23 protein-coding genes and 1 pseudogene are annotated in these 24,292 nt (G+C 58.5%); 10 read left to right on the top strand and 14 right to left on the bottom strand.

All coding sequences use genetic code 11. The features are described from left to right. Positions 1 to 236 precede the first annotated feature (236 nt). The 3 genes from Q1K07_RS17540 to Q1K07_RS17530 all read right to left on the bottom strand — a co-directional run bounded on the left by Q1K07_RS17540 (position 237) and on the right by Q1K07_RS17530 (position 2,570). Positions 237 to 1,097 (bottom strand): endonuclease/exonuclease/phosphatase family protein, encoded by an 861-nt coding sequence (locus Q1K07_RS17540; RefSeq protein ID WP_300313965.1) that lies wholly within the window; start codon positions 1,095 to 1,097, stop codon positions 237 to 239. Beyond that, positions 1,094 to 1,765, bottom strand: a complete 672-nt coding sequence (locus Q1K07_RS17535; RefSeq protein ID WP_300313961.1) for a thiol:disulfide interchange protein DsbA/DsbL — start codon at positions 1,763 to 1,765, stop codon at positions 1,094 to 1,096. Before Q1K07_RS17535 ends, Q1K07_RS17540 begins: the two co-directional genes overlap by 4 nt. Positions 1,766 to 1,958: 193 nt before the next feature. Beyond that, on the bottom strand, positions 1,959 to 2,570 hold the full coding sequence (locus Q1K07_RS17530; RefSeq protein ID WP_300313959.1) for a c-type cytochrome: 612 nt from the start codon (positions 2,568 to 2,570) through the stop codon (positions 1,959 to 1,961). A 187-nt stretch (positions 2,571 to 2,757) separates the two neighbouring features. Between Q1K07_RS17530 and yihA the strand changes: the two genes are divergently transcribed. After that, positions 2,758 to 3,378, top strand: a complete 621-nt coding sequence (gene yihA, locus Q1K07_RS17525; protein WP_300313956.1) for a ribosome biogenesis GTP-binding protein YihA/YsxC — start codon at positions 2,758 to 2,760, stop codon at positions 3,376 to 3,378. Here the strand turns inward: yihA and Q1K07_RS17520 are convergent. From Q1K07_RS17520 to argH, 7 genes and pseudogenes are all read right to left on the bottom strand, one after another. Beyond that, a complete protein-coding gene (locus Q1K07_RS17520; protein WP_300313953.1) occupies positions 3,375 to 4,109 on the bottom strand; it encodes an HAD family hydrolase in 735 nt (244 codons plus the stop codon). The genes yihA and Q1K07_RS17520 overlap by 4 nt on opposite strands. Next, on the bottom strand, positions 4,106 to 5,023 hold the full coding sequence (locus Q1K07_RS17515; RefSeq protein ID WP_300313950.1) for a tyrosine recombinase XerC: 918 nt from the start codon (positions 5,021 to 5,023) through the stop codon (positions 4,106 to 4,108). The genes Q1K07_RS17520 and Q1K07_RS17515 overlap by 4 nt, the downstream gene beginning before the upstream one ends. After that, positions 5,016 to 5,735 carry a DUF484 family protein gene (locus Q1K07_RS17510; protein ID WP_300313948.1) on the bottom strand — a complete coding sequence of 240 codons (720 nt, stop codon included), beginning with the start codon at positions 5,733 to 5,735 and terminating at the stop codon, positions 5,016 to 5,018. The genes Q1K07_RS17515 and Q1K07_RS17510 overlap by 8 nt, the downstream gene beginning before the upstream one ends. A gap of 94 nt (positions 5,736 to 5,829) precedes the next feature. After that, the gene (dapF, locus tag Q1K07_RS17505; RefSeq protein ID WP_300313946.1) at positions 5,830 to 6,663 is read right to left on the bottom strand and encodes a diaminopimelate epimerase; all 834 of its coding nucleotides are present in this window, start codon (positions 6,661 to 6,663) and stop codon (positions 5,830 to 5,832) included. Continuing rightward, positions 6,663 to 7,931 (bottom strand): diaminopimelate decarboxylase, encoded by a 1,269-nt coding sequence (gene lysA, locus Q1K07_RS17500; RefSeq protein ID WP_300313944.1) that lies wholly within the window; start codon positions 7,929 to 7,931, stop codon positions 6,663 to 6,665. The genes dapF and lysA overlap by 1 nt, the downstream gene beginning before the upstream one ends. Positions 7,932 to 8,089: 158 nt before the next feature. After that, positions 8,090 to 8,182 (bottom strand): annotated as a pseudogene (locus Q1K07_RS17495) (lipoprotein); the annotation flags it as partial. After that, positions 8,179 to 9,609: an argininosuccinate lyase gene (gene argH / locus Q1K07_RS17490; protein ID WP_300313942.1), complete on the bottom strand. Its 1,431-nt coding sequence runs from the start codon at positions 9,607 to 9,609 to the stop codon at positions 8,179 to 8,181. The pseudogene Q1K07_RS17495 and the gene argH, both read right to left, overlap by 4 nt. A 281-nt stretch (positions 9,610 to 9,890) precedes the next feature. Between argH and hemC the strand changes: the two genes are divergently transcribed. The 5 genes from hemC to Q1K07_RS17465 all read left to right on the top strand — a co-directional run bounded on the left by hemC (position 9,891) and on the right by Q1K07_RS17465 (position 15,626). Then, on the top strand, positions 9,891 to 10,829 hold the full coding sequence (gene hemC / locus Q1K07_RS17485; RefSeq protein WP_300313940.1) for a hydroxymethylbilane synthase: 939 nt from the start codon (positions 9,891 to 9,893) through the stop codon (positions 10,827 to 10,829). Next, complete coding sequence (locus Q1K07_RS17480) at positions 10,829 to 11,581, top strand: uroporphyrinogen-III synthase (protein WP_300313938.1); 753 nt, start codon at positions 10,829 to 10,831, stop codon at positions 11,579 to 11,581. The genes hemC and Q1K07_RS17480 overlap by 1 nt, the downstream gene beginning before the upstream one ends. A gap of 50 nt (positions 11,582 to 11,631) precedes the next feature. Next, on the top strand, positions 11,632 to 13,182 hold the full coding sequence (locus Q1K07_RS17475; RefSeq protein WP_300313936.1) for a uroporphyrinogen-III C-methyltransferase: 1,551 nt from the start codon (positions 11,632 to 11,634) through the stop codon (positions 13,180 to 13,182). Then, the gene (locus Q1K07_RS17470; RefSeq protein ID WP_300313934.1) at positions 13,179 to 14,414 is read left to right on the top strand and encodes a heme biosynthesis HemY N-terminal domain-containing protein; all 1,236 of its coding nucleotides are present in this window, start codon (positions 13,179 to 13,181) and stop codon (positions 14,412 to 14,414) included. Before Q1K07_RS17475 ends, Q1K07_RS17470 begins: the two co-directional genes overlap by 4 nt. Before the next feature lie 210 nt (positions 14,415 to 14,624). Next, the gene (locus Q1K07_RS17465; RefSeq protein ID WP_300313932.1) at positions 14,625 to 15,626 is read left to right on the top strand and encodes a DUF2167 domain-containing protein; all 1,002 of its coding nucleotides are present in this window, start codon (positions 14,625 to 14,627) and stop codon (positions 15,624 to 15,626) included. A 63-nt stretch (positions 15,627 to 15,689) separates the two neighbouring features. Here Q1K07_RS17465 and Q1K07_RS17460 read toward each other — a convergent pair whose 3' ends face one another. Then, complete coding sequence (locus tag Q1K07_RS17460) at positions 15,690 to 18,044, bottom strand: mechanosensitive ion channel domain-containing protein (protein ID WP_300313930.1); 2,355 nt, start codon at positions 18,042 to 18,044, stop codon at positions 15,690 to 15,692. 176 nt (positions 18,045 to 18,220) lie between these two features. Here Q1K07_RS17460 and Q1K07_RS17455 point away from each other — a divergent pair, with 176 nt between their 5' ends. Next, complete coding sequence (locus Q1K07_RS17455; protein ID WP_300313927.1) at positions 18,221 to 18,604, top strand: CrcB family protein; 384 nt, start codon at positions 18,221 to 18,223, stop codon at positions 18,602 to 18,604. Continuing rightward, complete coding sequence (locus Q1K07_RS17450) at positions 18,601 to 18,996, top strand: CrcB family protein (protein ID WP_300313925.1); 396 nt, start codon at positions 18,601 to 18,603, stop codon at positions 18,994 to 18,996. Before Q1K07_RS17455 ends, Q1K07_RS17450 begins: the two co-directional genes overlap by 4 nt. A 138-nt stretch (positions 18,997 to 19,134) precedes the next feature. On the opposite strand, the gene pgi is transcribed toward Q1K07_RS17450, so the two are convergent. Then, positions 19,135 to 20,793: a glucose-6-phosphate isomerase gene (pgi, locus tag Q1K07_RS17445; RefSeq protein ID WP_300313922.1), complete on the bottom strand. Its 1,659-nt coding sequence runs from the start codon at positions 20,791 to 20,793 to the stop codon at positions 19,135 to 19,137. Positions 20,794 to 20,808: 15 nt separating this feature from the next. Further along, positions 20,809 to 21,285 carry a methylglyoxal synthase gene (locus Q1K07_RS17440; RefSeq protein WP_300313919.1) on the bottom strand — a complete coding sequence of 159 codons (477 nt, stop codon included), beginning with the start codon at positions 21,283 to 21,285 and terminating at the stop codon, positions 20,809 to 20,811. A gap of 556 nt (positions 21,286 to 21,841) precedes the next feature. Here Q1K07_RS17440 and gap point away from each other — a divergent pair. Together gap and Q1K07_RS17430 are read left to right on the top strand one after the other, a co-directional pair. Continuing rightward, entirely contained in the window at positions 21,842 to 22,843 is a 1,002-nt protein-coding gene (gene gap / locus Q1K07_RS17435) for a type I glyceraldehyde-3-phosphate dehydrogenase (protein ID WP_300313917.1), read from the top strand. Between the two features lie 120 nt (positions 22,844 to 22,963). Next, positions 22,964 to 23,707 carry a sulfite exporter TauE/SafE family protein gene (locus Q1K07_RS17430; RefSeq protein WP_300313915.1) on the top strand — a complete coding sequence of 248 codons (744 nt, stop codon included), beginning with the start codon at positions 22,964 to 22,966 and terminating at the stop codon, positions 23,705 to 23,707. Positions 23,708 to 23,748: 41 nt separating this feature from the next. Here Q1K07_RS17430 and Q1K07_RS17425 read toward each other — a convergent pair whose 3' ends face one another. Further along, positions 23,749 to 24,150, bottom strand: coding sequence for a cupin domain-containing protein (locus tag Q1K07_RS17425; protein ID WP_300313913.1), 402 nt, complete (start codon positions 24,148 to 24,150; stop codon positions 23,749 to 23,751). Positions 24,151 to 24,292 lie beyond the last annotated feature (142 nt).

Here is a 24,292-nt window from a genome sequence, read left to right as displayed (position 1 = left end):
CGTGCGCATGAAGCAGACGAATGACGGTGTAGTGTTGCCCTTTATTATCGTTGTGCCGGATGGCGTGATCATCCTGCACAGGCTAAGTGCCGACTATACGGTAAGCCGCTGAAGGATGTCATGAAAGCGGAGGTCGGGGCTTTCCAAGCGAGCGAGAGGCCACGGACTTGCATAAGACGTTCAGAGGAAACGCAGGGCTGGCATCTGACTGTTGGTGCTGATTCGCTCAGCGTTTCTCAGAGAGCAGGGTGTGCAGCAGCAATGGCAGACTTTGCGCTGTTGCAGGTGAGCATGGCCCGACGGCAGGCCGAGGGTAGATGGACATCGATCGCCACCGGAAGATGGTCGGAAAACAGGTGGTCAAGCACCTCGATCTTGTCTGCTTGCAGAGAAGAAGACAGCAGGATGTGGTCCAGCGCACGGCGAGGACGCCAGGAAGGGTAGCTCAGTGCAGGCTCGACAGGATGCAACGGGAAGGCATCACAGAAGCGGTCGTGGGCCTGGATGCGCTCAGGAGTGCAGTTCATGTCTCCCATCATCACGACATGCTTCAGGGGCGAGATCAACTCACTGAGATAGTCGAGCTGGCGTGTCTGTGAGCGTTGCCCCAGGGCCAGATGGACGATAAACAGATGCAGCGCATCCGGTCCTTCGCCAAATTGCGCATGAATGGCGCCACGCCCTGGCAGTGTGCCGGGTAAACGATGCTCCTCCACCCGGCTGGGGGCGAGGCGGGATAACAAACCATTACTGTGTTGTCCCAGGCGACCCAGGTTGCGATTGAGCTGCTGATAGTGATGGGGAAAGCCTGCGGATTCGGCCAGGTAGTGCACCTGGTTAACCTGATTCGAACGAATGCTGCCGCCATCGACTTCCTGTAACCCGACCAGATCGAAACGGGACAGTGTCTCGGCGATGATGTCGAGACGCTGTTGGCGCTCGGGGTGTGGCAGCAGATGCTGCCAGCTACGCGTCAGGTAATGATGGTAGGCCGACGTCTGAATACCTACCTGGAGGTTGAAGGTCACCAGCTTGAGGTGATCCTGCTCCTCTGGCAAGGACATGTCAGGTATTGCCACGCCGGCCTTGAAGGTCATTCTTGATTAGCCTCGTCCTGTTCGGAATCATCGGTTCCTGCTGCGCGCTCTTCACGGACCTGATCAATGAGAGCTTCGGCCACCTTGGGCATATTTTCCAGGCTTCCTGCGCTGCTGGGGGACACGATGTAGCGGTTATCGACGATCAGCGCCGGAACGCCCATCAATTCGAGGTTGCGCATGGCGGCGCTGGCACGATTGAGTTCCGACTTCACACCAAAGCCATTCAGTGCGCTCAGGGCGTCTTCCTTGCTGACACCGTAATTGCTGAAGAATTCGGCAATATCGTCCGGCTCGGTCAGCTTCTGGCCTTGCTGATGCAGAGCATCGAAGAAGTCAGCATGGACTTTATCGAGGATTCCCAACTGCTTGGCGGCATAGAAGGCGGTGGCATGCTTGACCCAGGTGTCTCCCAAAGTGGCAGGCATGCGTTCGAAATCGACGTCATCGGGAAGCTCTGCCACCCAGGCATTGAGCGGTTCTTCCAGGTCGTAGCAGTGCGGGCAGCCATACCAGAAGATCTCGGTCACATTGATCTTGGTGTTGTCGGTGCTCAGTTCGACCGGATTCGGGGATACAGTATAGTCTTTACCTTCGGTCAGCGGGGCCGCGCTAACCAATGTCGACAGGCCAAGGCCAGCCAGACCAACCAAAAAAGACTTCAACATGAGACCTTCTCTCCTTGTATGGGACATCTGACCCCCAGTTCCTGAGGGTCGATAAAAGAACGCTGTTTTGAGTCTACAATGCCGCCAAGGTTCCCCGCACCTGCTAGTCGGCATTGCACGTTTTTTTCTCGATTACCGCGTGTTACCTGGATGTGCCGCCGGCAGGCCTCTCCAGCCAGCGTAGCCCCTGGATCTAGCGTAGCCCCTGGATATAGTTGGCCACGGCCTGCATGTCGGACTCGCCCAGCTTGGTGGCCACATCGGCCATGATGCTATTGTCCCGACTGCCGGCAGCGTAGGCCTTGAGGCTGGTCACGATGTAGTCGGAGTACTGCCCGGACAATGCCGGATAACCTGCAGAGGCAATGCCTGCTCCACTGGGTCCATGGCAGGAGGAGCAGGCAGGAATGCCTTGCTCGATATCGCCAGCACGATAGAGTTCCTGTCCTCGTTCGAGCTGCTCCGGGTTCGGGGAGGCTTCGCCTTGCGGGAGTTCCTGGCTGGCGAAGAAGGCGGCGACATTCCAGGCATCCTGGTCACTGAACCCCGCCACCATGGCAGCCATTTGCGGTACCTGACGCTTGCCGTCTCGAATATCCATGATCTGTTGGGCGAGATAGGACTCATGCTGGCCTGCAAGATGGGGAAACAATGGAGCAGGACTCTGTCCAGTGGGGCCATGACAGGCAGAACATACTTTTGCCTTGTCGCGGCCGGCATCGGCATTGGCGTCGCTTTGAGCGTCGCCATGGGCGGTGCTGACAGCACCAATGAGAATTGCCAGGCTTGCCAATATTCGTCTCATCGCTAGCTCACTTACCTGTGGTCGTTTTTATGTGCTCTTTTCGCCGGCGACCATAAGGGCACGATGGTATGATGGGGTGCCCGAGCATTGACGCCAATGGCTTCACTATAATCAATCGCTGCCGATGAGACACAATGTCTCCATCATCGGGTTTCTAATCTTCTTACCAGCAGGATGTTCTCTTCCCATGCCGCTCAAGTATTCCACGGCTCGTTTTCTGACCAGTGCACCCACGCTCGCCAAATGTCCGGTCGACAGCGGTGTGGAAGTCGCCTTTGCTGGCCGTTCCAATGCGGGCAAGTCCAGTGCGATCAATGCCATCACCCAGCAGAAGGCGCTGGCGCGAACTTCCAAGACACCTGGCCGAACCCAACTGATCAACATTTTCTCCCTGGGAGATGATGTCGAACGGCGTCTGGTTGATCTCCCCGGCTATGGTTACGCCAAGGTGCCAGAGAATATCAAGCAGGAATGGCAGCGCCATCTGTCGGATTACCTGCACCGGAGAGCTTCACTCAGGGGGCTGGTGCTGGTCATGGACGTTCGGCACCCCCTGACCGAGTTTGATCTCGACTTGCTCGAGGTCGCCGATGAACGTGATCTTCCTGTCCATATCCTGCTGACCAAGGCCGACAAGCTGAAGAAAGGGGCAGCCAAGAACGCTCTGCAACAGGTGCGTTCAAGGCTGCGTGAATGGGAGGACCTGATCAGCATCCAGCTGTTCTCTTCCCTCAAGCGTCAGGGCGTGGAAGACGTCCATCAGCGCCTGGACAGCTGGATGGAAGGTGAAACAGGTGTGGCAGGCTAGTGGCGCCAGCCCCCGTCGGCAGCGAGCAGTGCCTCGAGCTCAGTCACCAGGGGCAAGCGCACCACGCCAAGTGGCAGGGGGTCGTTGACCAGAAGCTCGGTGGGAGCGATCCACACTGCCTGCATGCCCAGACGCAGGGCAGGTATGACATCTTCTTCCCATGAGTCTCCGATATGGAGTGTCTCATGGGGCTTCACACCAAGTAACGCAAGCATGGCCAGGAAAGGGCGCGGGTCTGGCTTGGGAGCGAGCAGCTCTCCGGCGGCAATGCGGTGCTGGAAGTGGCGCGACAGAGGAATACGCTGGAAAGCCACGTTGCCATTGGTGATGCTGCCGAGGCGATAGCTCTGCCTGAGCCTGCCGAGCATGTCATCGACCCCTGGGAAGGGCGTGACTTTCACGCGCAGGGCGTGGAAGTGATTCATGGCGAGGGCCGCCCAGAGATGAGCGCTGGCCCTGTTCAGGCCACTTTCTTCCAGTAGATGGGCCAGGGTACGCTCGCGCAGCCAGGTAAAATCCCCACGCCGCGCCCAGCAGCGCTTGCCTAGTGCCACGCGCTCACGTTGATAGTCTTGTAGCGAGATGGGGGGTGTCAGTGGTTCGCCTCGACGCTGCTGCCAGAGAGCCAACTCGCTCACCAACCATTCGAAGTGGCCGTGTTCAGTACGATGCATGACACCATCGTTATCCCACAAGGTGTCATCGAGGTCGAAGGTCAGAGCCTTGATCATGAGAGGTCTCGATCTTTACGCTTGGCTCTAGGATGAGCCTGATCATAACTCTGCGCCAGATGTTGCCAATCGAGCCGGGTATAGACCTGTGTGGTCGAAAGGTTTGCATGACCGAGCAACTCTTGCACGGCGCGCAAATCCTGACTGGACTCCAGCAAGTGACTGGCAAAGGAATGGCGCAGCCGATGTGGATGCAAGTGTTCAGGCAAGCCTCGGCGCCGGGCCTGTGTGACCAGCCGGCTCTGAATGGCACGGTGGCCGAGGCGCTTGCCCTGTTGGCCGACGAACAAGGCTGTTTCCCCCTCTGCCGCTAGAGTCGTGCGCAGCGCGAGCCAGTCTTGCAGAGCTTCTCGAGCACGCCTTCCTACCGGCACCTGGCGTGGTTTGGAGCCTTTGCCTATCACGCGTACACGTTGGGACTGCAGATCGCTGAGGTCCAGCGCCGCCAGCTCCGCCAGACGCAGGCCACTGGAATAGAGCAGCTCCAGCATGGCCTGGTCGCGCACCGATAACGGAGAGCCATCATGGGGCGTATCGAGAAAACGAGCCAGTTGATCCACGTCAACGGGTTTGGGCAGATCTCGAGGTGTTCGTGGACCACGACTCAGTGTCACTGGGTTATGTGAGAGGCGCTGGTGCTTGATCTGGTGCTCACAGAAGCGTGACAGAGCAGCACGGCGACGTTGCAGACTGCGCGGAGCCAAGCCTCGTGCCCGCTCGGAGGCAAGAAAACGGCGGATGCTGTTGCTATCCAGTGGCGTAGTTTCCAGACCTTGTTCTGCACGATAGGCCAGCCATGTACCCAGGTCGCGTCGATAGGCATCCAGAGTCGCTGGAGAGGCTGTCTGGCCGAGTTCTTCAAGAAATTCGGCTACCTCTCCTTCCAGCTTGTCTGTTGGCTGATGGTCAGCCATGCGGGTGTCCATTGAGCCTTGTCGACAGGCGTACGAGAACATCCGCCAGATATTCGGTGAATAGCGTATCCATGCTGGCGCAGAAGTGCTCCGGGTCGGGGCTGGCCAGCACCAGGTATCCCTGAGGTTCACCCAGGGTCAGCTTGGCAATGGCGCAGGAGCCTGTCTTGGTGGGCGCCTTGGCATGGGGAATCAGGCGCTTCCAATCTGTAGGTGTCAGACGGGTACAGCGACTGGCGCGTCCTTCCAGCATGGCAGCCAGGCGTTGGCCGGTATGCTCATCCAGCACATGGCGCGGTGCTTGAGGAGGCGTGGGTGCATTGTCAGTCAGGCTGGCAGGACACCATAGCGACACGGCCGGAGTCTGGAAGCGCTCGCTCAGATGGGTCGCCAGAGCCTGGCCGAGCGCATCGTTGTCCTCTGCTTCCAGCAACGCCAGCATCAGCTCTCGTGTACGCCGGTACTGGGCTTCGTTGTGGCGTGCTGAATCAAGCAGTTGCTCAAGACGCTGTTCGGCACTCTGGGAGCGCTGGCGCAGGTCGTGTACCAGACGCTCAAGCAGGGATGTGGCGCCTTTGGTTTCGGGATGGGGCACCGTGAGCTGCTGCAGCAGGCCCTCGCGCCCGACGAAGAAATCCGGGTGTCGAGCCAGCCATTCGGCCACGCGATCCGGGTCAAGGGTCTTGCGCGGCTCGGGGGCAGCTTGGGACATGGGGTTGTTCTCCCTTGCAAACGGCCTGTTAATTATCGATAGACCTTATTATTCATGGATGGGTCTTTATTGATGGATAGTCGGTGCCCAATCCCTATTTCAATAGCACACGACCATCGTAAACCCGCTCTGCGGGCCCCGTCATGATCAACGCTGAGCCATCGCCGTCCCAGCGAATGCTCAGATCGCCTCCTGGCAGGCGCACCTTGACAGGACTCGTCAACAACCCTTGGCGAATGCCGCTGGCAACTGCCGCACACGCACCCGTGCCGCAGGCCAGGGTTTCGCCACTGCCGCGTTCGAAGACCCGCAGGCGAATTTCCTGAGAAGATACCACCTGCATGAACCCGACATTGACCCGCTTGGGGAAGCGGGGGTGTGCCTCGATGGCCGGCCCCAGATGTTCGACGGGAGCGCTGTCGACATTGTCGACGCGCAGAACTGCATGAGGGTTGCCCATGGATACTACGCCAATCTCGACATGCTCGCCGCCTACATCGAGTCCATGACGCAGCAGGTCCGCGTCGGCCTCAAAAGGCAACGACTCAGGAGCGAAGCGTGGCATCCCCATATCGACACTGACTTGATCATCGTCGAGAACATTCAACACCAGAGGCCCACCTGCGGTTTCCACCTTGATCTGGCGTTTATGGGTCAAGCGCTTGTCGAGTACGAAACGAGCGAAACAGCGCGCTCCGTTGCCGCAGTTTTCCACCTCACTGCCATCCGCGTTGTAGATGCGATAGCGGAAGTCCATGTCGGGATCCCGAGGCGGCTCGACGATCAATAGCTGATCGAAGCCAATCCCGAATCGGCGATCAGCCAGGCGCCGGACTTCATCAGCATCCAATCTGGCCCGCTGGGTGACCAGGTCGACAACCATGAAATCGTTGCCGAGCCCATGCATCTTGGTGAAGTGCAACAGCATCAGCGCGGATCCTCCAGCAATGTTTCGCCGGCCCACAGATCACTCAACGTCTCGCGCTTGCGCACGACCTGATAACGATCGCCATCGACCATGACCTCGGCGGCTCGAGGGCGACTGTTGTAATTCGATGCCATGACGAAACCATAGGCACCGGCGGAACGTACTGCCAGCAGATCTCCCGGAGCAATGGCCAGTTCACGTTCTTTACCGAGAAAATCTCCCGTTTCGCATACAGGGCCAACGACATCATAGATGGCTGCGTCGCGGGGCTCGCGGGTATCAACGGGGAGAATGGCCTGCCAGGCCTGATACAGCGCTGGTCGAATCAGATCATTCATTGCTGCATCGACGATGGCGAAGTTCTTGGTCTCACCGGGCTTGAGGTATGTCACCCGGGTCAGCATCGTGCCTGCATTGGCGGCAATGGAACGTCCCGGTTCGAACAGCAGGGTCAGTTGCTTGCCACCTTCCCAGCGAGCCAGGCGTTCGAGTAACTGTGAGGCGTAAGCGAAGGGTTCGGGGGGCGTTTCATCGCGATAAGGCACACCCAAGCCGCCACCGAGGTCCAGGTGATCGACTTCGATACCTTGTTCACGCAGGCGGTCGAGCAGCAGTAACAGGCGCTCCAGGGCATCAAGGAACGGGGCTGTGTCTGTCAGCTGAGAGCCGATATGACAGTCCAGGCCAGCGACACGCAGGTTCGGCAGAGAAGCTGCCTGCTGATAGACCTCGAAGGCCTGCTCTACCGGGATACCGAATTTGTTGTCCTTGAGACCAGTGGAAATATAGGGATGAGTGCCGGCGTCCACATCCGGGTTGACGCGCAAGGACACTGGAGCAATGACGCCGAGACGGCCGGCCACTGCGTCAAGTCGCTCCAGTTCAGGACGCGATTCCACGTTGAAACACTTGATGCCCACCTGCAGAGCTCGGGCCATCTCGTCTTCCTGCTTGGCGACACCGGAGAACACCACCTTGGCAGGATCTCCACCAGCGGCCAGCACGCGCTCCAGCTCACCCACAGAGACGATGTCGAAGCCAGCGCCCAGGCGTGCCAGCACGTTGAGCACGGCCAGGTTGCTGTTGGCCTTGACCGCATAACAGATCAGATGCGGGTGTTCACCCAGGGCATTCTGGTAGGCCTTGAAGTGGCGTTCCAGAGTGGCTCGGGAATAGACATAGCAAGGAGTTCCCACTTCATCGGCAATACGTGCCAGAGGCACCTGTTCGGCATGGAGCTGGCCGTCACGATATTCAAAATGATCCATTCTCAGTTCTCGCCTGCCGCTGAAGTGCTGTCTTGAGTCGCGCTGTCTTGAGTGTTGCCGTCAGTAGTGTCCGGGGCAGTGGCGTCCTGCTCGGTCTCTTCGTCTTGCTGGTCTTCCTCCAGCTGGCTGGCCGGGTCGTAGCGCTTGGCAGCTTCCTCGTCATCAGGATGGTACAGAGGTCCTTTCTGGCCGCATCCTGCCAAGCCCAGCAGAGCACTCAACAACAGCGCAACAACAAAAGTCGGTCTCATTGATCATGTTCCTCTGTCGTTGCCTGCTGGGTTGTCACGAACTGGGCCAGAGCATCGCGGGCACGCTGGGCAGCAGCGCGAACCTGGTCGGGTGCGGTGCCACCGATGTGGTTACGTGCGGCCACGGAACCTTCCAGGGTCAGCACCTCAAAAACGTCGGCTTCGATCACGTCAGAGAACTGACGCAATTCATTCAGACTCATCTCGGACAAGTCCTTGTGGTTCTGGATGCCGTAGGCCACGGAGAGCCCGACGATTTCATGGGCATCACGGAATGCGACTCCCTTGCGCACCAGGTAGTCGGCCAGATCGGTGGCCGTGGAAAATCCGCGGCGAGCGGCTTCGCGCATGGAGTCCTTCTTGGACTCGATGGCCGGAATCATGTCGGCAAAGGCGCGCAGGCAACCAAGTACCGTGTCCAGGGTATCGAACAAGGGCTCCTTGTCCTCCTGGTTGTCCTTGTTGTAGGCCAGTGGCTGAGACTTCATCAGTGTCAGCAGACCGATCAGGTGACCATACACACGTCCCGTCTTGCCGCGAACCAGTTCCGGCACGTCGGGGTTCTTCTTCTGCGGCATGATCGAGGAGCCGGTGCAGAAGCGGTCCGGCAGGTTGATGAAATCGAACTGGGCGCTGGTCCACAGCACCAGCTCTTCGCTCATGCGTGACAAGTGCATCAAGAGCAGGCTGGCAAAGGCCGTAAACTCGATGCCGAAGTCGCGATCACTGACCGCATCCAGGCTGTTTTCGGCGGGACGCTCGAAGCCCAGCAGTTCAGCCGTCAGGTGACGATCGATGGGATAGGTGGTACCGGCCAGGGCGGCGGCGCCCAACGGCATCACATTGACGCGCTTGCGACAGTCAAGCAGACGCTCGTGGTCGCGGGCCAGCATTTCCTGCCAGGCCAGCAGGTGGTGTCCGAAAGTCACCGGCTGAGCTGTCTGCAGGTGGGTGAAGCCAGGCATGATCGTATCGGCCTCGCGGTCGGCCAGTTCGATCAGACCTGCGCGCAAGCGGGCCAGTTCGGCGGCAACCGCATCGATTTCATCGCGCATGTACAGCCGGATATCCGTTGCCACCTGATCATTGCGAGAGCGGCCTGTATGCAGTTTCTTGCCGGTAATGCCGATTTTTTGCGTCAGACGTGCTTCGATATTCATGTGCACGTCTTCCAAGGCAACTGACCACTCGAAGGTGCCAGCTTCGATTTCCTGCAGGATCTCCTTGAGTCCTGCTACGATGGCGTCACGCTCGTCCTCGCTGAGCACACCGACGTGTGCCAGCATGGTGGCATGGGCAATGGAACCCTGGATATCGTGGCGGGCCATGCGTTGATCGAAGTCAACCGAAGCGGTGAAGCGGGCGACAAAGGCATCGGTAGGTTCGCTGAAGCGGCCGCCCCAGGACTGATTGGTGGTCTGGCTCATTGGGCTGGAATTCCTGCATCGGGTTCGCGAGCGACGCTCGGGTCCATCAGGGACGACCTGGCTGAGTGGCCATCGTGCCTTGGAACGGCGTCGAGATATGCTGAAAGTGTACCAGAGTCGCACCCTGTGGCGAGGGGGAGGGTGATGATAATGACAGACGGGATACCTGCCAGTAACGGGACTGCGATTTTACTGATACCGGTGGTGCATTATGATGGTGGCATTCATTTCACTATATAAAGCAAAACCGGTGGACAGGCCGTCCGGTCAGGGAGAAACAAGTGCAATATACGTCGACACTGCGTATCGCGACCCGCAAAAGCCCGCTGGCCATGTGGCAAGCCGAGCATGTGCGCGATCGCTTGAAGGCGCTTCATCCGGGGCTTGAAATCGAATTGGTTGCCATGTCGACCAGAGGCGACAAGATTCTCGATACCCCACTGGCCAAAGTCGGTGGCAAAGGGTTGTTCGTCAAGGAACTCGAAGAGGCCATGCTGGATGGCCGTGCCGACATTGCCGTGCATTCGATGAAGGATGTGCCGATGCAGTTTCCCGAAGGCCTAGGGTTGTCAGTCATCCTGGCGGGAGCGGAACCTACGGATGCCCTTGTTTCCAACCATTACGCTTGCCTGGATGAACTGCCCGAAGGTGCGCGTGTCGGTACCTCCAGCCTGCGTCGCGGCCTGCAGTTGAGTGAGGCACGCCCTGATCTGGAAATTCTCAGCCTGCGCGGCAATGTGCAAACTCGGCTGAGCAAGCTTGATGCAGGCGACTTTGATGCCATCCTATTGGCCACCTCCGGGCTCAAGCGCCTGGGACTGGGAGATCGCATTGCTCAGGAATTGCCCCCGGAAGTCTGCCTGCCTGCGTGTGGGCAAGGGGCCCTAGGTATCGAGTGCCGGATGCATGATGCTGAGCTGGTATCGCTGCTGGTGCCATTGGATGACCCGGAAACGTCTGCTCGGGTCCGTGCCGAGCGGGCAATGAATACCCGCCTTGAGGGTGGTTGTCAGGTACCGATAGCAGGTTATGCCGTGCTCGAGGACGAGCGGACTCTGTGGCTGCGGGCGCTGGTGGGCAATCCCGACGGAACCCGCGTACTGCGCGCTGAAAGCCGTGGTTCGGCAGAAGAGCCAGAGGCATTGGGGATTCGCGTCGCTGAGGAATTGCTCGACCAGGGAGCTGGCGAGATCCTTGCCGACATCTATGGGCAGCATTGATGGCTGACTGCCCTGTCATCATCACCCGACCCGGTAGTCGAGCCGAGCCATTGGCTGCGGCCATCCAGGCCTATGGCCTGGAAGTGGAGCGGATGGAAGTGATGACACAGGAAGTTGTGCCGGAATCAGCAGGCATGCGCGCAGTGTGGCTCGATATTGACCAGTTCCATAAGGTAGTGGTGATCAGTCCCGCTGCCGCCGAGTGTCTGATAGACGCACTGGATCGTTACTGGCCGCAACTGCCCCAGGGCCTGGCGCTATATGCAGTGGGTGAGGCAACTGCCTCAGTGTTGTATCAGGCCCTGGGGGTTCGCGCCAGGGTGCCCACGGTGGGGAATGAAACCAGCGAGGGGTTGTTGGCGCTGGGGTCATTGCGTCAGCTTGATGAACAAAAGGTTTTGCTGGTCGCCGGTCAAGGCGGCCGAACATTGCTGGCTGATGCCCTGGCTGAACGGGGAGCGCGTGTGACTCGTCTGGAAGTCTATCGACGGCGGTTGATGGAGCCTTCCAGGACGGATCAATGGCGCCTCAGTTCGGCACAATATAGGGCGTTGGTAGTCAGTAGCGGAGAAATTCTTGAACATCTGGCAAGATGGTGTTCAAAGACTGCGTTGTACCAACCGCTTATCGTTTCCAGCCAGCGGTTGGCTACACTGGCCGAACAACTAGGGTTTCGCGACGTGGTAGTGGCATCCGGCGCATCTCCTGCGGCAATGGCAGCGGCGGCAGCCGGAACCAGCAACCCCAGGTAGTGGGGAGTCTAGGACGGCGAATGAAGATCTCGAACAAGGGCTAGCGACAGATGAGCAATCAACAGCACGATAAGGACGAACAGCAGACCCCGTCCGGAACTGCCCAGAATGGAGCAGGCGACTCGGCTGCGGGCAAGGAAGGCTCGAGCGGTACCACTACGAGTAGGAGTGGCCAGCGACGCTCGCGACGACGTACCAAAGGTGGCGGTGAACGCTATGTTTCCACTTCGTCATCGTCGTCCACGACCACATCGACACCTTCATCCACTTCTACTGCTGCGGAGCCGTCCTCGAAAGCTGCTGTGGATGATGCCAAGCCGGAAGCGTCCAAGGCAGCTGATAGCCCATCGTCCACGGCCAGTGACAGTAAGCCTTCCGGTAAGGACTCGTCAGTCAGCAAGCCAGCCGACGTGAAACCTGCCAAGAGTGATACAACGGCGAGTACCAGCAAGGCCAGCGACAGCAAGCCTGCTGACTCGAGCAAGACCGGTGGATCGAGCAAGTCGTCTTCCTCCGCTGGCAGTGGTGGTTCCGGCGGTAGCAGCAAGACAACGTCCTCTGGCTCCGGCGGTGGCAAGGCCGGTGTCATTGCCCTGATTCTGGTGTTGATTCTGATTGCTGGAGTGCTGTTCATTGGTTGGAAGGGCTGGCAGCTGCAGCAGGCCATGTCCGAGCGACTTGATCAGCTCAAGGAAAATTCTCCCAGCGTGGCCCAGGTGCAGGAACTGTCCAACGAACTGCATAGTAACCTGGAAGAGCGCAAGGCCAGTGTGAATGAGACCATCGGCGGTATCCAGAGTGAATTCGCCGACTACAAGGCCGATGTCAACCAGACGCTGGACCGAGTGCTGATGGAACTGGCCAAGAAACAGAAGACCGACGAGCGTGACTGGCTCCACGCCGAAGCCGCCTATCTACTGCGTCTGGCCAACCAGCGCTTGCAACTGGAGCGTGATGTGGGGGGGGCTGCTGCCCTGTTGCGTACTGCCGATAATCGTCTGGAAGAGGCTGACAATCCTGCCTTGGTTCCAGTGCGCCGTGCCATTGCCGAGGAACTGGCGGAGCTACAGTCCGTGCCACGTGTCGATCGTACAGGCCTGTATCTGGCACTGAATGCCCAGCAGGAGCAGATCGCTGGCCTGCCGCTGGCTCAGGACATAAAGGAATTCACTGCTGATACCACCATCGCGGAAGCGCCTACCGGAGCCTGGCAGAAGCAGTTGGCTCGAGTTGGGGAAGAGCTGAAGGACCTGGTGGTGGTCCGGCATCACGATCAGCCCATGGAAACGCTGATCACACCGGAGCAGGAGACTTATCTGCGTCAGAGCCTGCGCCTGATCCTGGAGCAGTCTCAACTGGCCCTGTTGAAGGAAGAGCAGGACCTTTACGAGACCAGCCTGGAAAAGGCTGAGGGCCTGCTCAATTCCTACTATGACCTGGATGACCAGAAGGTACAGGCCGTCCTGAGCAAGCTTGATGAACTCAAGGGGGCTTCCATCCATCCTGAGTTGCCCGACATCAGTGCATCCCAGCAAGCACTGGCCCGTTTCATTGAGCAGCGTTTTGAAGCGACTGCCAAAGGCCAGGGGGATAACGCATGAGAAAGCTGATCCTGCTCATTGTGCTTGGCCTGGCAGTGGGAGCGCTGTTTGGCCAGCTGATGATGTCAGTGCCCGGTTACTGGCTGGTTCGGGTGGGGGATACTTCCTACCAGACCTCATTCTGGTTTGGCCTGGTGATCCTTCTGGCACTCTTTATTGTGCTGCACTTCGCGCTGCGTGTGCTGATGCGCATGACCCGGCCAGTCAGTCGTTTCAAGGTCTGGAATGCACGGACCCGTAACCGCAAGGCCATGAAACGTACCGTGCGTGGCCTGGTAGCGCTCGCCGAGGGCCGCTGGAAGCGTGCCGAGAAGGCATTGGTCAAGGCAGCGGATGATTCCAGTACGCCACTGGTCAACTACTTGTCAGCAGCGCTGGCAGCCCATTATCAGGGGCGCTATGAGCAGGCCGACACTCTGCTCAAGCGTGCACATCTGAGCACCGACGGTGCCGACCCTGCCGTCGGCATGATGCAGGCGCAGTTGATGCTGGATCGTCAACAGTATGAAGAGGCTCTGGCGGTGCTGACGCGGCTGGATCGCCACCTGCCGCGCCACCCTCAGGTGCTCAAGCAGCTCAAGCAAGCCTATATCAGTGTCAGTGACTGGGAAGGGCTGCGTCGTTTGCTGCCGCGTCTGGCTGACCAGCAGCTGATTGCCCGAGAAGAACGCGAGGCATTGGAGCTGCAGGCCTATAGCGAGTTGATCATGCGTGAGACGCGTAATCCGGAAGACGTCGACCGGGTGCGCAATCTGTGGGCCGACATGCCTGAGCACTTGCGTTCCAATGTCGACTTGATCGTGCTCTACACCGAGGCTCTGGTGCGGGGTGATCAGCAGGTCATTGCTGAGCGCCTGCTGCGTCATTCGCTCAAGGATCACTGGGACAGTCGCCTGGTTCTGCGCTATGGCCTGCTCGATGTGGATGCCTCACGCCAGCTGGTAACCGCAGAGAAGTGGCTACAAGAGCGTCCTAACGACCCAGATCTGCTGCTTACCTTGGGTCGCCTGGCACTGCGCAATGCATACTGGGGCAAGGCTCAGGAATATTTCGAAGCCAGCCTGCGTCAGCGTTCCAGTGGTGTGGTGTGTGCTGAACTGGCGCGCCTATACGCCAACCTCGGTGAGCACAACAAGAGCCAGCTCTATTATCGCCAGAGCGTCGAACTTCTCGACAAGTCGCTGCCATCACTCCCGCAGCCCAGCGATGCTCAGCAGGCCGCTCAAGCCTGAGTGCCCAGGTAAAACTCCCCGATACCTGCACCAAAAGATCCCCCCATGGAGAGCCCCTCCATGGGGGGATCTTTTGGTGGGTTGCTTCAGGCACTCAATGCATGATCCTGTGCCCCATCGCTATGCCTAGGCAGGAGTGCCTGTCCCCGGTGATTCACGCTGCTTATGCTGGTGGCCGTGTGGCAGTGAAGCCGATGAGCAGGGAGTACGATGATGGTGAGCATAGCGGTGATGACACGCATGAAATGGGCGAGTACATGTTCGATTCTCGCCTTGCTGCTGTCTGCCGTGCTGCTGTCTACTCAGGTACAGGCCTATCAGGAGAGTCGGGAGCAGACGGTATTCTCTGCCAAGGAGACGCTGGCTGACGATGCAGTGGGGCAACTTCCTGATGTCTGGGTGCAGGCCTTGTCAGCAATGAAACTGGGGCCGATGACGATTGCCCTGAGTGATCAGGCCAGCCTGGAGCTTCCTTCGGGATATGGCTTCATGCCTCAGCCTTGGGCCAGGAAGATAATGGCAAAGATCGGAAACCAGCCTTCGGCCGATGAGTTGGGTGTGATCTTTCCACTAGTGGAAGAGGTTGAGTGGTATATCGATGTCGAGTATGTGGGGTCGGGGTATATCCGAGGCGGAAATGACCAGCCGTGGGATACGGAACAGCTGCTTGCAGGGCTGCGCCAGGGAGCCAAGGCGGGTAATGCCCGGCGAGGGAAGTTGGGTATCCCTCCTGTTCAAGTGGTGGGTTGGGAGGAAACGCCTGTCTATGATGCAGAGCTCCACCGCTTGCTTTGGGCTATCGAAGCTCGCATGCAAGCCAGCATGCGTGACAGCACCTCAAGCAGTGAAAGCATCGTCAATTACAACCTCCATGAGCTTGGCCGAGAAGGCTACATCTCGCTGAGCCTGGTAACCAACCGGGCATCCTTGGCGCAAGGCAAACATGCTGTCGATGAGCTGGGAGCTGCGATCGAGTTCAAGGAGGGTAAACGCTACCAGGACTTTGATGCGGCCTCGGATCGCCTCGCTGAGAGTGGACTTGTCGCGCTGGTTGTCGAAGGAGAGATCAGAGAACCAGGGTTGATGATGGAAGCGGGTAGTTGGCTGGCCAAGCTCGGGGCGCCTCTGATGGTTGTTCTTCTGCTGCTGATGTGCGGGCTTGTTTGCTGGAGCAGGAAAGCGAAAGGCCGCAATCGGTTGATATCCCCATAAAAAAAGACCCGCGGATCAGTTCCGTGGGTCTTTGTCATTCGGGCATGAACCCTGTAAGTCAGCCTAGTTTTCCGGACTGTCGGGGTAATCACCCTTGAAGGTGGATTTGATCTCTGCTTCTTCGGGGGCGTTGTGGATCTCGGGAGCTTGAACGCTGCCGTCCTCGCCCGCCTGGGGAGCCGATGACTCGGGAGACACGTAGCCGGTCTTGTCCACCAGGCGCAGATTGGCGGCAGGAGCATGGCCCTGTTTGTCTTCGCCGAAGTACACGGTGGTATGCGGGAACGGAATCTCGATACCGGCATCGTCCAGGTGCAATTTGACCAGACGGTTGTATGCGCGCCCCACGGCCCACTGCATGCCAGGGGTGGTCTTGATTCGTACTCGAATGTGAACCGCGCTGTCAGCCAGTGCCGTGACACCTTGCACCTCCAGGGGAGCGACAATCTCCAGCTTCATTTCCGGATCCGTGGTCAGCTCTTCGAAGGCATTGTGCAGGGCAATGATGGCCTCATCGATGCTTTCACGATAGGCGATACGGTATTCGCCCACATGATAGGCAAAGCCACGCATGTAGTTGGACACCACATCAACGCTGGAGAAGGGAATCAGGTGGTAGGTGCCATTGAGATCACGCACACCCACCGAGCGGATATTCAGCTTTTCGGCAGTACCGGTGATGCCGCCAAGGGTAACGACGTCTCCGGTATTCATGGCATTTTCGACCTGAATGAAGATGCCCGTGATGATGTCCTGCACCAGTTTCTGGGCACCGAAGCCGATGGCGAGGCCCAATACCCCAGCACCCGCGATCAGCGGACCGATGTTGATGCCGATCTCCGACAACACGATCATCAGCGTCATGGTGACCAGAGCAATGGCCAGTGCATTGCGGAACAGCGATAGCAAGGTGTGGGTGCGAGCCGAAGATTGGCCATTGCTGTTGGCCTGGCTGAGCTTATGCTCAATCAGGCTAGCCAGAGAGACCCAGACAATGGCGGCCACGATCAGGATGACAGCAACATTGAAGGTCTTGGTGACCAGGTTGCGCCCGGATTCCGATGCATACCACGAGGCTATGTCGAATAGCCCCCAGGCATTCGCCAGGCTCATGACAGCGGTGATCAGAATCAGGATATTGATGACCCGTAACAGCGCGGGAATATAGGAATTCAGTCGTGGCTCAAGTAGCGGCAACTTCTGGCGCAGCTCATCGGACAGCGTGATGCGCCGGCCGATGATCTGGGAAATGCCGCGGGATACCAGGCTGGCAACGAGCACAATGGCAAGGGTCTTGGCCGTGGCGATCAGGACATAGGGCAGTGCTCTCTCCGGCTGGGTCAACGTCAGCATCAGCACTACGGTGAAGTAGACGATGGCCAGCAGGTGCCAGGTGCGGGCCAAGAGCCCGATAGCCACACTCGACGCAGGCAGGGTCGCCCGCTGAGCGACGCTGAGCAGCCCATCTCGCACCTTGGTCCGATTGATCAGAATCACGATGATGGCATAGAACCAGGCGCAGAGCATGATCAGGGCGCCAGCCCCCTTGCTGAGGCTTTCTGACAGGTAGAGACTGATCAGCGGTACCACGACCATCAGACCATAGCCGGCCAGGCCGATCAGGCGAGCGATCCAGCGGTTCCAGTAGGATGCGTCCTTGGCGCCAATCGGCAGCAGGCGAATGCCTTCATAGCGTGAAGCGAACAGCATGCGCATCCCCGCCTTGAGCAGTTCAATGACCAGAAAGGCGTTGAGGAACAGCGATGCCTGGGTGGAAAGATTGCCGGTCTCACCAATGATGAAGGTTGCTGCCAGGTTGCCACCGACATAGGCCAAGCCTACTGCCATGGCGTCGATCAACAGTGCAAGCGCTGAGCACAGGACTTGCCGCACGATGGGATAGAGACTGCGCCCATTCAGTGACCATTGGCTCAGGTGGGCGAACAAAGGACGCACCAGGCGGCGAATGACCAGGAACAGAGCGAAGGTGGCGATGATCACCAGACCCAGGTTGAGCGCTGCCGTCATCAGCAGGCCGAGATCCAGCGAGCTTGATGTCAGGGAGCCATCGAACAGTGCACCAAGGGAGGAGACGAGGTTGTCGAATTGTTCGCCGAATTCGCTCACGGTCTTGCTGGTCAGAGTAGCCAACTGAGCCGGCAGGTTGGCACCAACGATCTCTGTGCTATCGGGGGGGGCTGCCTCGGGAACCTCTTCTGCGGCAAGCTGGCGTAGTTGTTCGATCAGTTGGGTTCGGGACTGTTCGTTTTCCAGCATGTCGGCAAGGGTGGAATATGCCGGTGTTCCGGTGCCTTCCTCTGCCGGCGGTGCTTCCGCTGGCTGGGCGAGTGCTGGCATGGCTATTGTCATGAGCAGCAATAGAGCACCCAGTAATAGAGCGCAGATGCGTGGGGGCATCACTCGAAGATCTCCTTTCATCGGTGGGCCTGTTCGATAATGGTGGTATGGGAGAAAGTTGAGCGCAGGCTAACATATCGTCAGTAAGCGCTTCCTGCTTTCGTGTGCCGTGTCGGCATATGAATCATGTGACAAGCATGTGGGTGCGGGGTTCGTGACTTTTTTCGGGAGTGACAATGGGACAGGGATGGACGTTATTGGGGATATCACTGATAGTGGCAGCCGGCGGCGCCCTGGGGGGCATGGGACGGCTCTACATCAGTCGCTGGTCGGCGAGCTACCTGGGCAGCCGTTTCCCCTGGGGAACCCTGATCGTCAACCTGGTAGGGGCCTTCGTCATCGGTGTGCTGGGGGGGCTGATGACACAAGGCTCGTTTGCCGCCATGTTTTTGCTGACCGGTGTGCTCGGCGGTTTTACCACCGTCTCGTCACTCAGCCTGCAGACCCTGGACCTGTTGCGTGAGCGCCGCCCTCTGGCAGCATTGAGCAATGTCGGCGTGACGCTATCGCTGGGGCTTGCTGCTGCGGCCTTGGGCTGGAATATGGTGGCTGCCTCATGAAGACCTGGCCAATCTATCTGGCGGTAGGTGCAGGCAGTGCCCTTGGTGCAGTATGCCGCATGTGGGCGGGGCTAGCCGTTGCCTCTGTCGCCACGACAGCTTTCCCCTGGGCGACGTTGATGGTCAATGTGATAGGGTCCTGGCTGATTGCGCGTTTTGCCACTCATGCCAGCCTCCATGAGCATGGACGAGTGGCCCGTCTACATCCCTTCCTGGTCGCTGGTTTCTGTGGCGGCTTTACGACATTTTCTCTTTTCAGCCTTGAAGCGGTGACTCTGGTCAGTGAAGGTCGGGCCGGGTGGGCCGCGCTCTATGTCGGGATCAGTGTGTCATCCTGGCTGGGAGCCGCCTGGTTGGGTGATCGCAGCGCGCGGCGAGCTGCTGCTCAGTAGCTTTTCAACTGAAAGCGTCACCTGACAGAAAGAATCACCCAGCTGAAAGATCACAGGTCTGTCACAACAATAAGGCTGCCCGAAGGCAGCCTCGCCCTGAAAGGATCCAGGTGAGATATGCAGGAAGACAAGCGAGGATCAGGATGTCTTGCGCTTGGCCTTGCTGCTGCCCTTGGGATTTGCGGCTGCCTTGTCCGGTGACTTGCTCTGGGGCGGGAAATGCGCACGCACCAGTCCCAGCAGGCCTTGGGTCGAAGCATCGAAATCCTGGCTGCGTTCGTCGATGCGTTCGCTGATCTCGCCGGCGATACGCTTGCCCAACTGGACGCCCCATTGGTCAAAGGAATTGATGTTCCAGATGACTCCCTGAACAAATACCTTGTGTTCATAGAGCGCTATCAGGGCGCCCAGGTTGCAAGGCGTCAGTTCATCGAGCAGCAGTACGCTGGAGGGGCGGTTGCCTGGGCAGCTGTAGGGGTCGAGATCTCCTCCCTGGAGGCTGCCTTCCATGAAGGCATTGGCCTGGGCCAGCATATTGGTGAGCAGGGCGAAGTGATGCTCTTCGACGCCTGGCTCTGGCTTGAGTGAAGCGATGAAGTCGATGGGCACATAGCGAGTGCCCTGGTGGAGCAGCTGGAAGAAGGCGTGCTGACCATTGGAGCCCGTCTGCCCCCAGACGATGGGACCTGTCTTGTAATCCACCGGACGCCCGAAAATATCCACTGACTTGCCGTTTGACTCCATGTCGAGCTGCTGGAGAAAGGCGGGCAACTGATGCAGGGCCTGGTCGTAGGGCACAATAGCCTGGGTTTCCGCACCCACGAAGTTGATGTACCAGATGCCAATCAAGGCCATCAGCACAGGCATGTTCTGTTCCAGCGGTGCCTTCAGGAAGTGCTGGTCCATCTCCCAGGCACCCTGCAGCATCTCGATGAAGCCTTCAAAGCCAATGGCCAATGCGATGGGCAGGCCGATGGAGGACCACATGGAGTAGCGCCCACCGACCCAGGCCCAGAATTCAAAGACATTTTCCTCGCGAATGCCGAACTCCATGGCGGCTTTGCGATTGGTCGACGCTGCCACGAAATGTGCCCCGATGTCCGCGTCTTCGCCTGCCTGTTCCAGGAACCAGCGGCGTGCGGTGCGGGCATTGAGCAGGGTCTCCTGGGTGGAGAAGGTCTTGGTCGAGACGATGAACAGGGTCGTGGCCGGGTTGAGGCCATTCAGCACCTTCTGAATATGTGCACCATCCACGTTGGAGACGAAGTGGAAGTTGAGTTCTGGATGGCGATATTTGAGCAGAGCACGGCAGGCCATGTTGGGACCCAGGTCGGAGCCACCGATGCCGATGTTGACCACATCACGGATGCGCTCGCCGCTGTAGCCTTTCCACTCCCCGCTGCGTACGGCTTCGGAGAAGCGTTTGATCTGCTCACGGGTTGCGTGGATCTCTGGCATCACATCCTTGCCATCGACGATGACCGGCTGATCGCCCAGATTACGCAGTGCGGTATGCAGGACGGGGCGGTCTTCAGTGACATTGATGATATCGCCGGAGAACATCTGGGCCCGGCGCTGCACCAGCGCTGAGTGATGGGCCAGTTCCAGTAGTTTATCCAGTACTTCGTCGGAGATCTGATGCTTGGAATAGTCGAGGAACAGACCCCCAACCTTCAGGCTCATCTTGTCGAAGCGCTGAGGGTCCTGGGTAAAGTAATCGCGAATACGGTCATTGGCGGTTTCCTGGTGCAGACGCAGCAGGGATTGCCAGGTCACACTACGGGTCAGCTGAAACACTGATTGCTCCTCTTGTTATTTGCTGCGCGCGGATACCCAGGCGCCAGCGTCAGGAATGTTCATCTCATAGTCCTGGTTCAGCCAGGGAGAACTCATCATGAAGTCAGCGCTGGATGGATTGCAGGCCACGGGCACGTTCCACAGGGCTGCCAGGCGCAGCAACGCCTTGACGTCCGGGTCGTGAGGTTGAGGGGCGAAAGGGTCCCAGAAGAAGACCAGCAGGTCGAGGCGCTGTTCGGTGATGCGCGCTCCGATCTGTTGGTCTCCACCCAAAGGGCCGCTCATCAGGCCTTCTACCTGAAGCCCCAGGGCCTTGCTCAGGCGTGCCGCGGTGGTTCCAGTGGCAATCAGCTCATGCTGCTTCAGTGTGTCATTCCAGCGTTCAGCCCAGGCCAGCATTTCTTCCTTCTTGCCATCGTGGGCGACAAGGGCTATGCGCTTACGTGCCGGAAGGGTGCGGCGAGCCTGGTTGGCAGGGAAGGTTGGGGTCATGACGAGCCTCCGGAAACAGGGCAGTGATAAAGAGTCACCTGTCGAGATGTCACCATAGTGCTTTGAAGGTAATATTACTACGGCAATAGGTGTCGACTAAGGTCTATATGGGTGAGCTGAATCGTGATTAAAGCGATAAATCGCAGATTTTCCGCAGTATTTGTCTGGTTCCATATGAGGTAGTACCACTTGATGTTGTAATTTTAACAAAAAACACTTGAGTCCTTGTGGTACATGTACCAAAGTGTTGGCTAATGACGACGTCCCAGCGGGGATTCATGGAAGGAGCCCGCCTGCCGTCGAGTCCTAGGGTTTGTCTGAAAGTCGTTGAGTACTGTCAGGAAAAGCGATACCGGTCGACAAATTATCAGGCGTGGCGATATGGAAAGCCTCACTGGTCGCAGAGCGACAGTGATACTCCAGTCACCAGCCGCAGAGTCATCAGCTGCAAGTCGTCTCTGTTCAGATAGTCGCTGTGGATGGTTTCAAGACAGATCCTAGATGGTTCTTGCATCACTTTTCATCGCTTCTAGTTCTAGTCAATGGAGGTCTCGCCATGACGCTCAAGGTTGCCATCAACGGGTTCGGTCGAATTGGACGCAATGTACTGCGTGCCTTGTATGAAAACGGTTATCGCGAGAAGGTCCAGATCGTTGCCATCAATGACCTGGGCGATCCTTCTCTGAATGCCCATCTGCTGCGCCACGACACCGTGCATGGTCACTTCGCCTTCAAGGTAGAGCATGACGAAGAAAGCCTCAGCGTCGATGGGGATCGCATCACCATTCTTTCCGAGCGCGATCCGGCCAACCTGCCCTGGGCCACCCTTGGCATTGATCTGGTCATGGAGTGCACCGGGTTGTTCACCAAGCGTGAAGCGGCTGCCAAGCACCTGGAAGCTGGCGCTGGCAAGGTACTGATTTCCGCCCCCAGCCCTGATTGTGACGCTACTGTCGTCTTCGGTGTCAACGAGCAGGTGCTGACAGCGGAACACAAGATCGTCTCGAATGCTTCCTGCACCACCAACTGCCTGGCGCCAGTCGCCAAGGCATTGAACGATGCAGTGGGCATCGAGAATGGTCTGATGACCACAGTGCATGCTTACACTAACGACCAGAACCTGTCCGATGTGTATCACTCCGATCCGTACCGCGCGCGTAGTGCCACGCATTCCATGATCCCGACCAAGACAGGCGCTGCCGCTGCGGTGGGCAAGGTACTGCCGGAGCTGCAGGGCAAGTTCGATGGCCTGGCTGTGCGTGTACCGGTGATCAACGTGTCATTGGTTGACCTGGTATTTACTGCTTCCCGTGATACTACCCGTGAAGAGATCAATGACATTGTGGCCAAGGCCGCCGAAGCATCGCCAGTGCTGGCCGTCAACGCTCAGCCACTGGTCTCGATCGATTTCAATCACGATGCGAACTCCTCGACCTTCGATGCCAACCACACTCGCGTCAATGGTCGCCTGGTCAAGGTCATGGCCTGGTACGACAACGAGTGGGGCTTCTCCAACCGTATGCTGGATACGGCCTTGGCCATGCAAGCTGTAGGCTAAAATCATTAGCCAGCGCAGTTGTTTATTGTTATGAGAATGTGATTCTCTAAGGCAATAGACACAAGAAAGAAACGCCGGTGCCTCGACAGGTTCCGGCGTCTTTGCGCCTGAGGAGCACCAATGCTGCCGGATTATTCATGGATTGCCTGGCTTCTGATCATCCTGTCCACATATCTGACAGGAGTGTCCAAGGGGGGCTTTGCCGGAGGGTTTGGTACGCTCTCGGTGCCGTTGATGGCACTGGCCATTGATCCCATTGCTGCCGCGGGCTTACTGCTGCCGCTTTTGATTGTCATGGATGGTCTGGCGGTGAAGGCTTGGTGGGGGCGGCAGAACTGGGCCGAGGTGAAGCGCTTGATACCCGGGATGGCGGTTGGTGTCGTGGTAGCCACCCTGGTGGCGGACAGCCTCGATGCTGATCATGTGCGTCTGGTGCTGGGCGTCATATCGCTGCTGTTCGTTGCCTACATGCTATTCAAGCCGTCGGCGTCTCGACCGATTTCCACTGCCTGGGCCTGGCCCGCAGGCATTGCCACTGGCATTACCAGCTTCATTGCCCATGCCGGCGCGCCACCCATGAACCTTTATCTGGTGCCCCGACGGCTGGACAAGACTTCCTTCATCGCGACCACCACTCTGGTGTTCGCGGCCGTCAACCTGATGAAGCTGCCGCCTTACCTGTGGCTAGGCGAGATCAACACCACCAGCATCTGGGCCTCGCTGGCACTGGTGCCTGTGGCCTGGCTCGGTATTCGCAGTGGTGTGTGGCTGCATCACCGGGTCAATGAACGGCTGTTCTATCGCGTGGTGATCCTGGCCATGGCCATTGTCGGCGTACAGCTGATTCTCAAGGCGCTGGGGTAGCTCCGGGAAAGTGAGCGAATGGCACCGGTTATCCTCGCTGTTCAGGAGCGGCCGGTGTATTGATCGTCGCTCACATGCTCCATCCAGGTGACGACCTCGCCGTTGTGCACTTCCTGTATCGCCATATGGCTCATGCTGACGTCGGGAGCTGCACCGTGCCAATGCTTCTCGCCTGGCTCGAACCAGACCACGTCTCCGGGATGAATCTCCTCCACTGCGTCGCCCCAGCGCTGAACCAGTCCACGACCAAAGGTCACGATCAGCGTCTGGCCCAGCGGGTGGGTGTGCCAGGCCGTGCGTGCACCGGGTTCGAAGGTGACATGAGCCCCTTGTACCCGGTCCGGATCGGCCTGATTGAACATCGGGTCGACCCGAACCGTACCGGTGAACCAGTCTGCGGGCCCTTTGGCGGATGGAGTGGTACCAGCGCGCGTGATTTTCATGATGAGTTCCTTGCTTTCAACGTGATGTATTCTCCAGCGTTGCCGAGAAGTTGCTCGCCGGCATTCGCTCATTACTCGCCCCGCTACTGACATGTTGATGGCGGAAATGGAGAGTTGTCGTCTCAGGGCTGGCTCTATCGCA

The organism is Halomonas sp., assembly GCF_029263665.1.
Lineage (GTDB): Bacteria > Pseudomonadota > Gammaproteobacteria > Pseudomonadales > Halomonadaceae > Halomonas.
This window is presented reverse-complemented; position numbering and strand designations above follow the sequence as displayed.

What these genes read in the sequence shown, in the direction of transcription:
- Q1K07_RS17540 (WP_300313965.1), bottom strand. Translation starts at nt 1,097, where the DNA reads ATGACCTTCAAGGCCGGCGTGGCAATACCTGACATGTCCTTGCCAGAG.
- Q1K07_RS17535 (WP_300313961.1), bottom strand. Translation starts at nt 1,765, where the DNA reads ATGTTGAAGTCTTTTTTGGTTGGTCTGGCTGGCCTTGGCCTGTCGACA.
- Q1K07_RS17530 (WP_300313959.1), bottom strand. Translation starts at nt 2,570, where the DNA reads ATGAGACGAATATTGGCAAGCCTGGCAATTCTCATTGGTGCTGTCAGC.
- yihA (WP_300313956.1), top strand. Translation starts at nt 2,758, where the DNA reads ATGCCGCTCAAGTATTCCACGGCTCGTTTTCTGACCAGTGCACCCACG.
- Q1K07_RS17520 (WP_300313953.1), bottom strand. Translation starts at nt 4,109, where the DNA reads ATGATCAAGGCTCTGACCTTCGACCTCGATGACACCTTGTGGGATAAC.
- Q1K07_RS17515 (WP_300313950.1), bottom strand. Translation starts at nt 5,023, where the DNA reads ATGGCTGACCATCAGCCAACAGACAAGCTGGAAGGAGAGGTAGCCGAA.
- Q1K07_RS17510 (WP_300313948.1), bottom strand. Translation starts at nt 5,735, where the DNA reads ATGTCCCAAGCTGCCCCCGAGCCGCGCAAGACCCTTGACCCGGATCGC.
- dapF (WP_300313946.1), bottom strand. Translation starts at nt 6,663, where the DNA reads ATGCTGTTGCACTTCACCAAGATGCATGGGCTCGGCAACGATTTCATG.
- lysA (WP_300313944.1), bottom strand. Translation starts at nt 7,931, where the DNA reads ATGGATCATTTTGAATATCGTGACGGCCAGCTCCATGCCGAACAGGTG.
- argH (WP_300313942.1), bottom strand. Translation starts at nt 9,609, where the DNA reads ATGAGCCAGACCACCAATCAGTCCTGGGGCGGCCGCTTCAGCGAACCT.
- Q1K07_RS17480 (WP_300313938.1), top strand. Translation starts at nt 10,829, where the DNA reads ATGGCTGACTGCCCTGTCATCATCACCCGACCCGGTAGTCGAGCCGAG.
- Q1K07_RS17475 (WP_300313936.1), top strand. Translation starts at nt 11,632, where the DNA reads ATGAGCAATCAACAGCACGATAAGGACGAACAGCAGACCCCGTCCGGA.
- Q1K07_RS17470 (WP_300313934.1), top strand. Translation starts at nt 13,179, where the DNA reads ATGAGAAAGCTGATCCTGCTCATTGTGCTTGGCCTGGCAGTGGGAGCG.
- Q1K07_RS17465 (WP_300313932.1), top strand. Translation starts at nt 14,625, where the DNA reads ATGATGGTGAGCATAGCGGTGATGACACGCATGAAATGGGCGAGTACA.
- Q1K07_RS17460 (WP_300313930.1), bottom strand. Translation starts at nt 18,044, where the DNA reads ATGCCCCCACGCATCTGCGCTCTATTACTGGGTGCTCTATTGCTGCTC.
- Q1K07_RS17455 (WP_300313927.1), top strand. Translation starts at nt 18,221, where the DNA reads ATGGGACAGGGATGGACGTTATTGGGGATATCACTGATAGTGGCAGCC.
- Q1K07_RS17450 (WP_300313925.1), top strand. Translation starts at nt 18,601, where the DNA reads ATGAAGACCTGGCCAATCTATCTGGCGGTAGGTGCAGGCAGTGCCCTT.
- Q1K07_RS17440 (WP_300313919.1), bottom strand. Translation starts at nt 21,285, where the DNA reads ATGACCCCAACCTTCCCTGCCAACCAGGCTCGCCGCACCCTTCCGGCA.
- gap (WP_300313917.1), top strand. Translation starts at nt 21,842, where the DNA reads ATGACGCTCAAGGTTGCCATCAACGGGTTCGGTCGAATTGGACGCAAT.
- Q1K07_RS17430 (WP_300313915.1), top strand. Translation starts at nt 22,964, where the DNA reads ATGCTGCCGGATTATTCATGGATTGCCTGGCTTCTGATCATCCTGTCC.
- Q1K07_RS17425 (WP_300313913.1), bottom strand. Translation starts at nt 24,150, where the DNA reads ATGAAAATCACGCGCGCTGGTACCACTCCATCCGCCAAAGGGCCCGCA.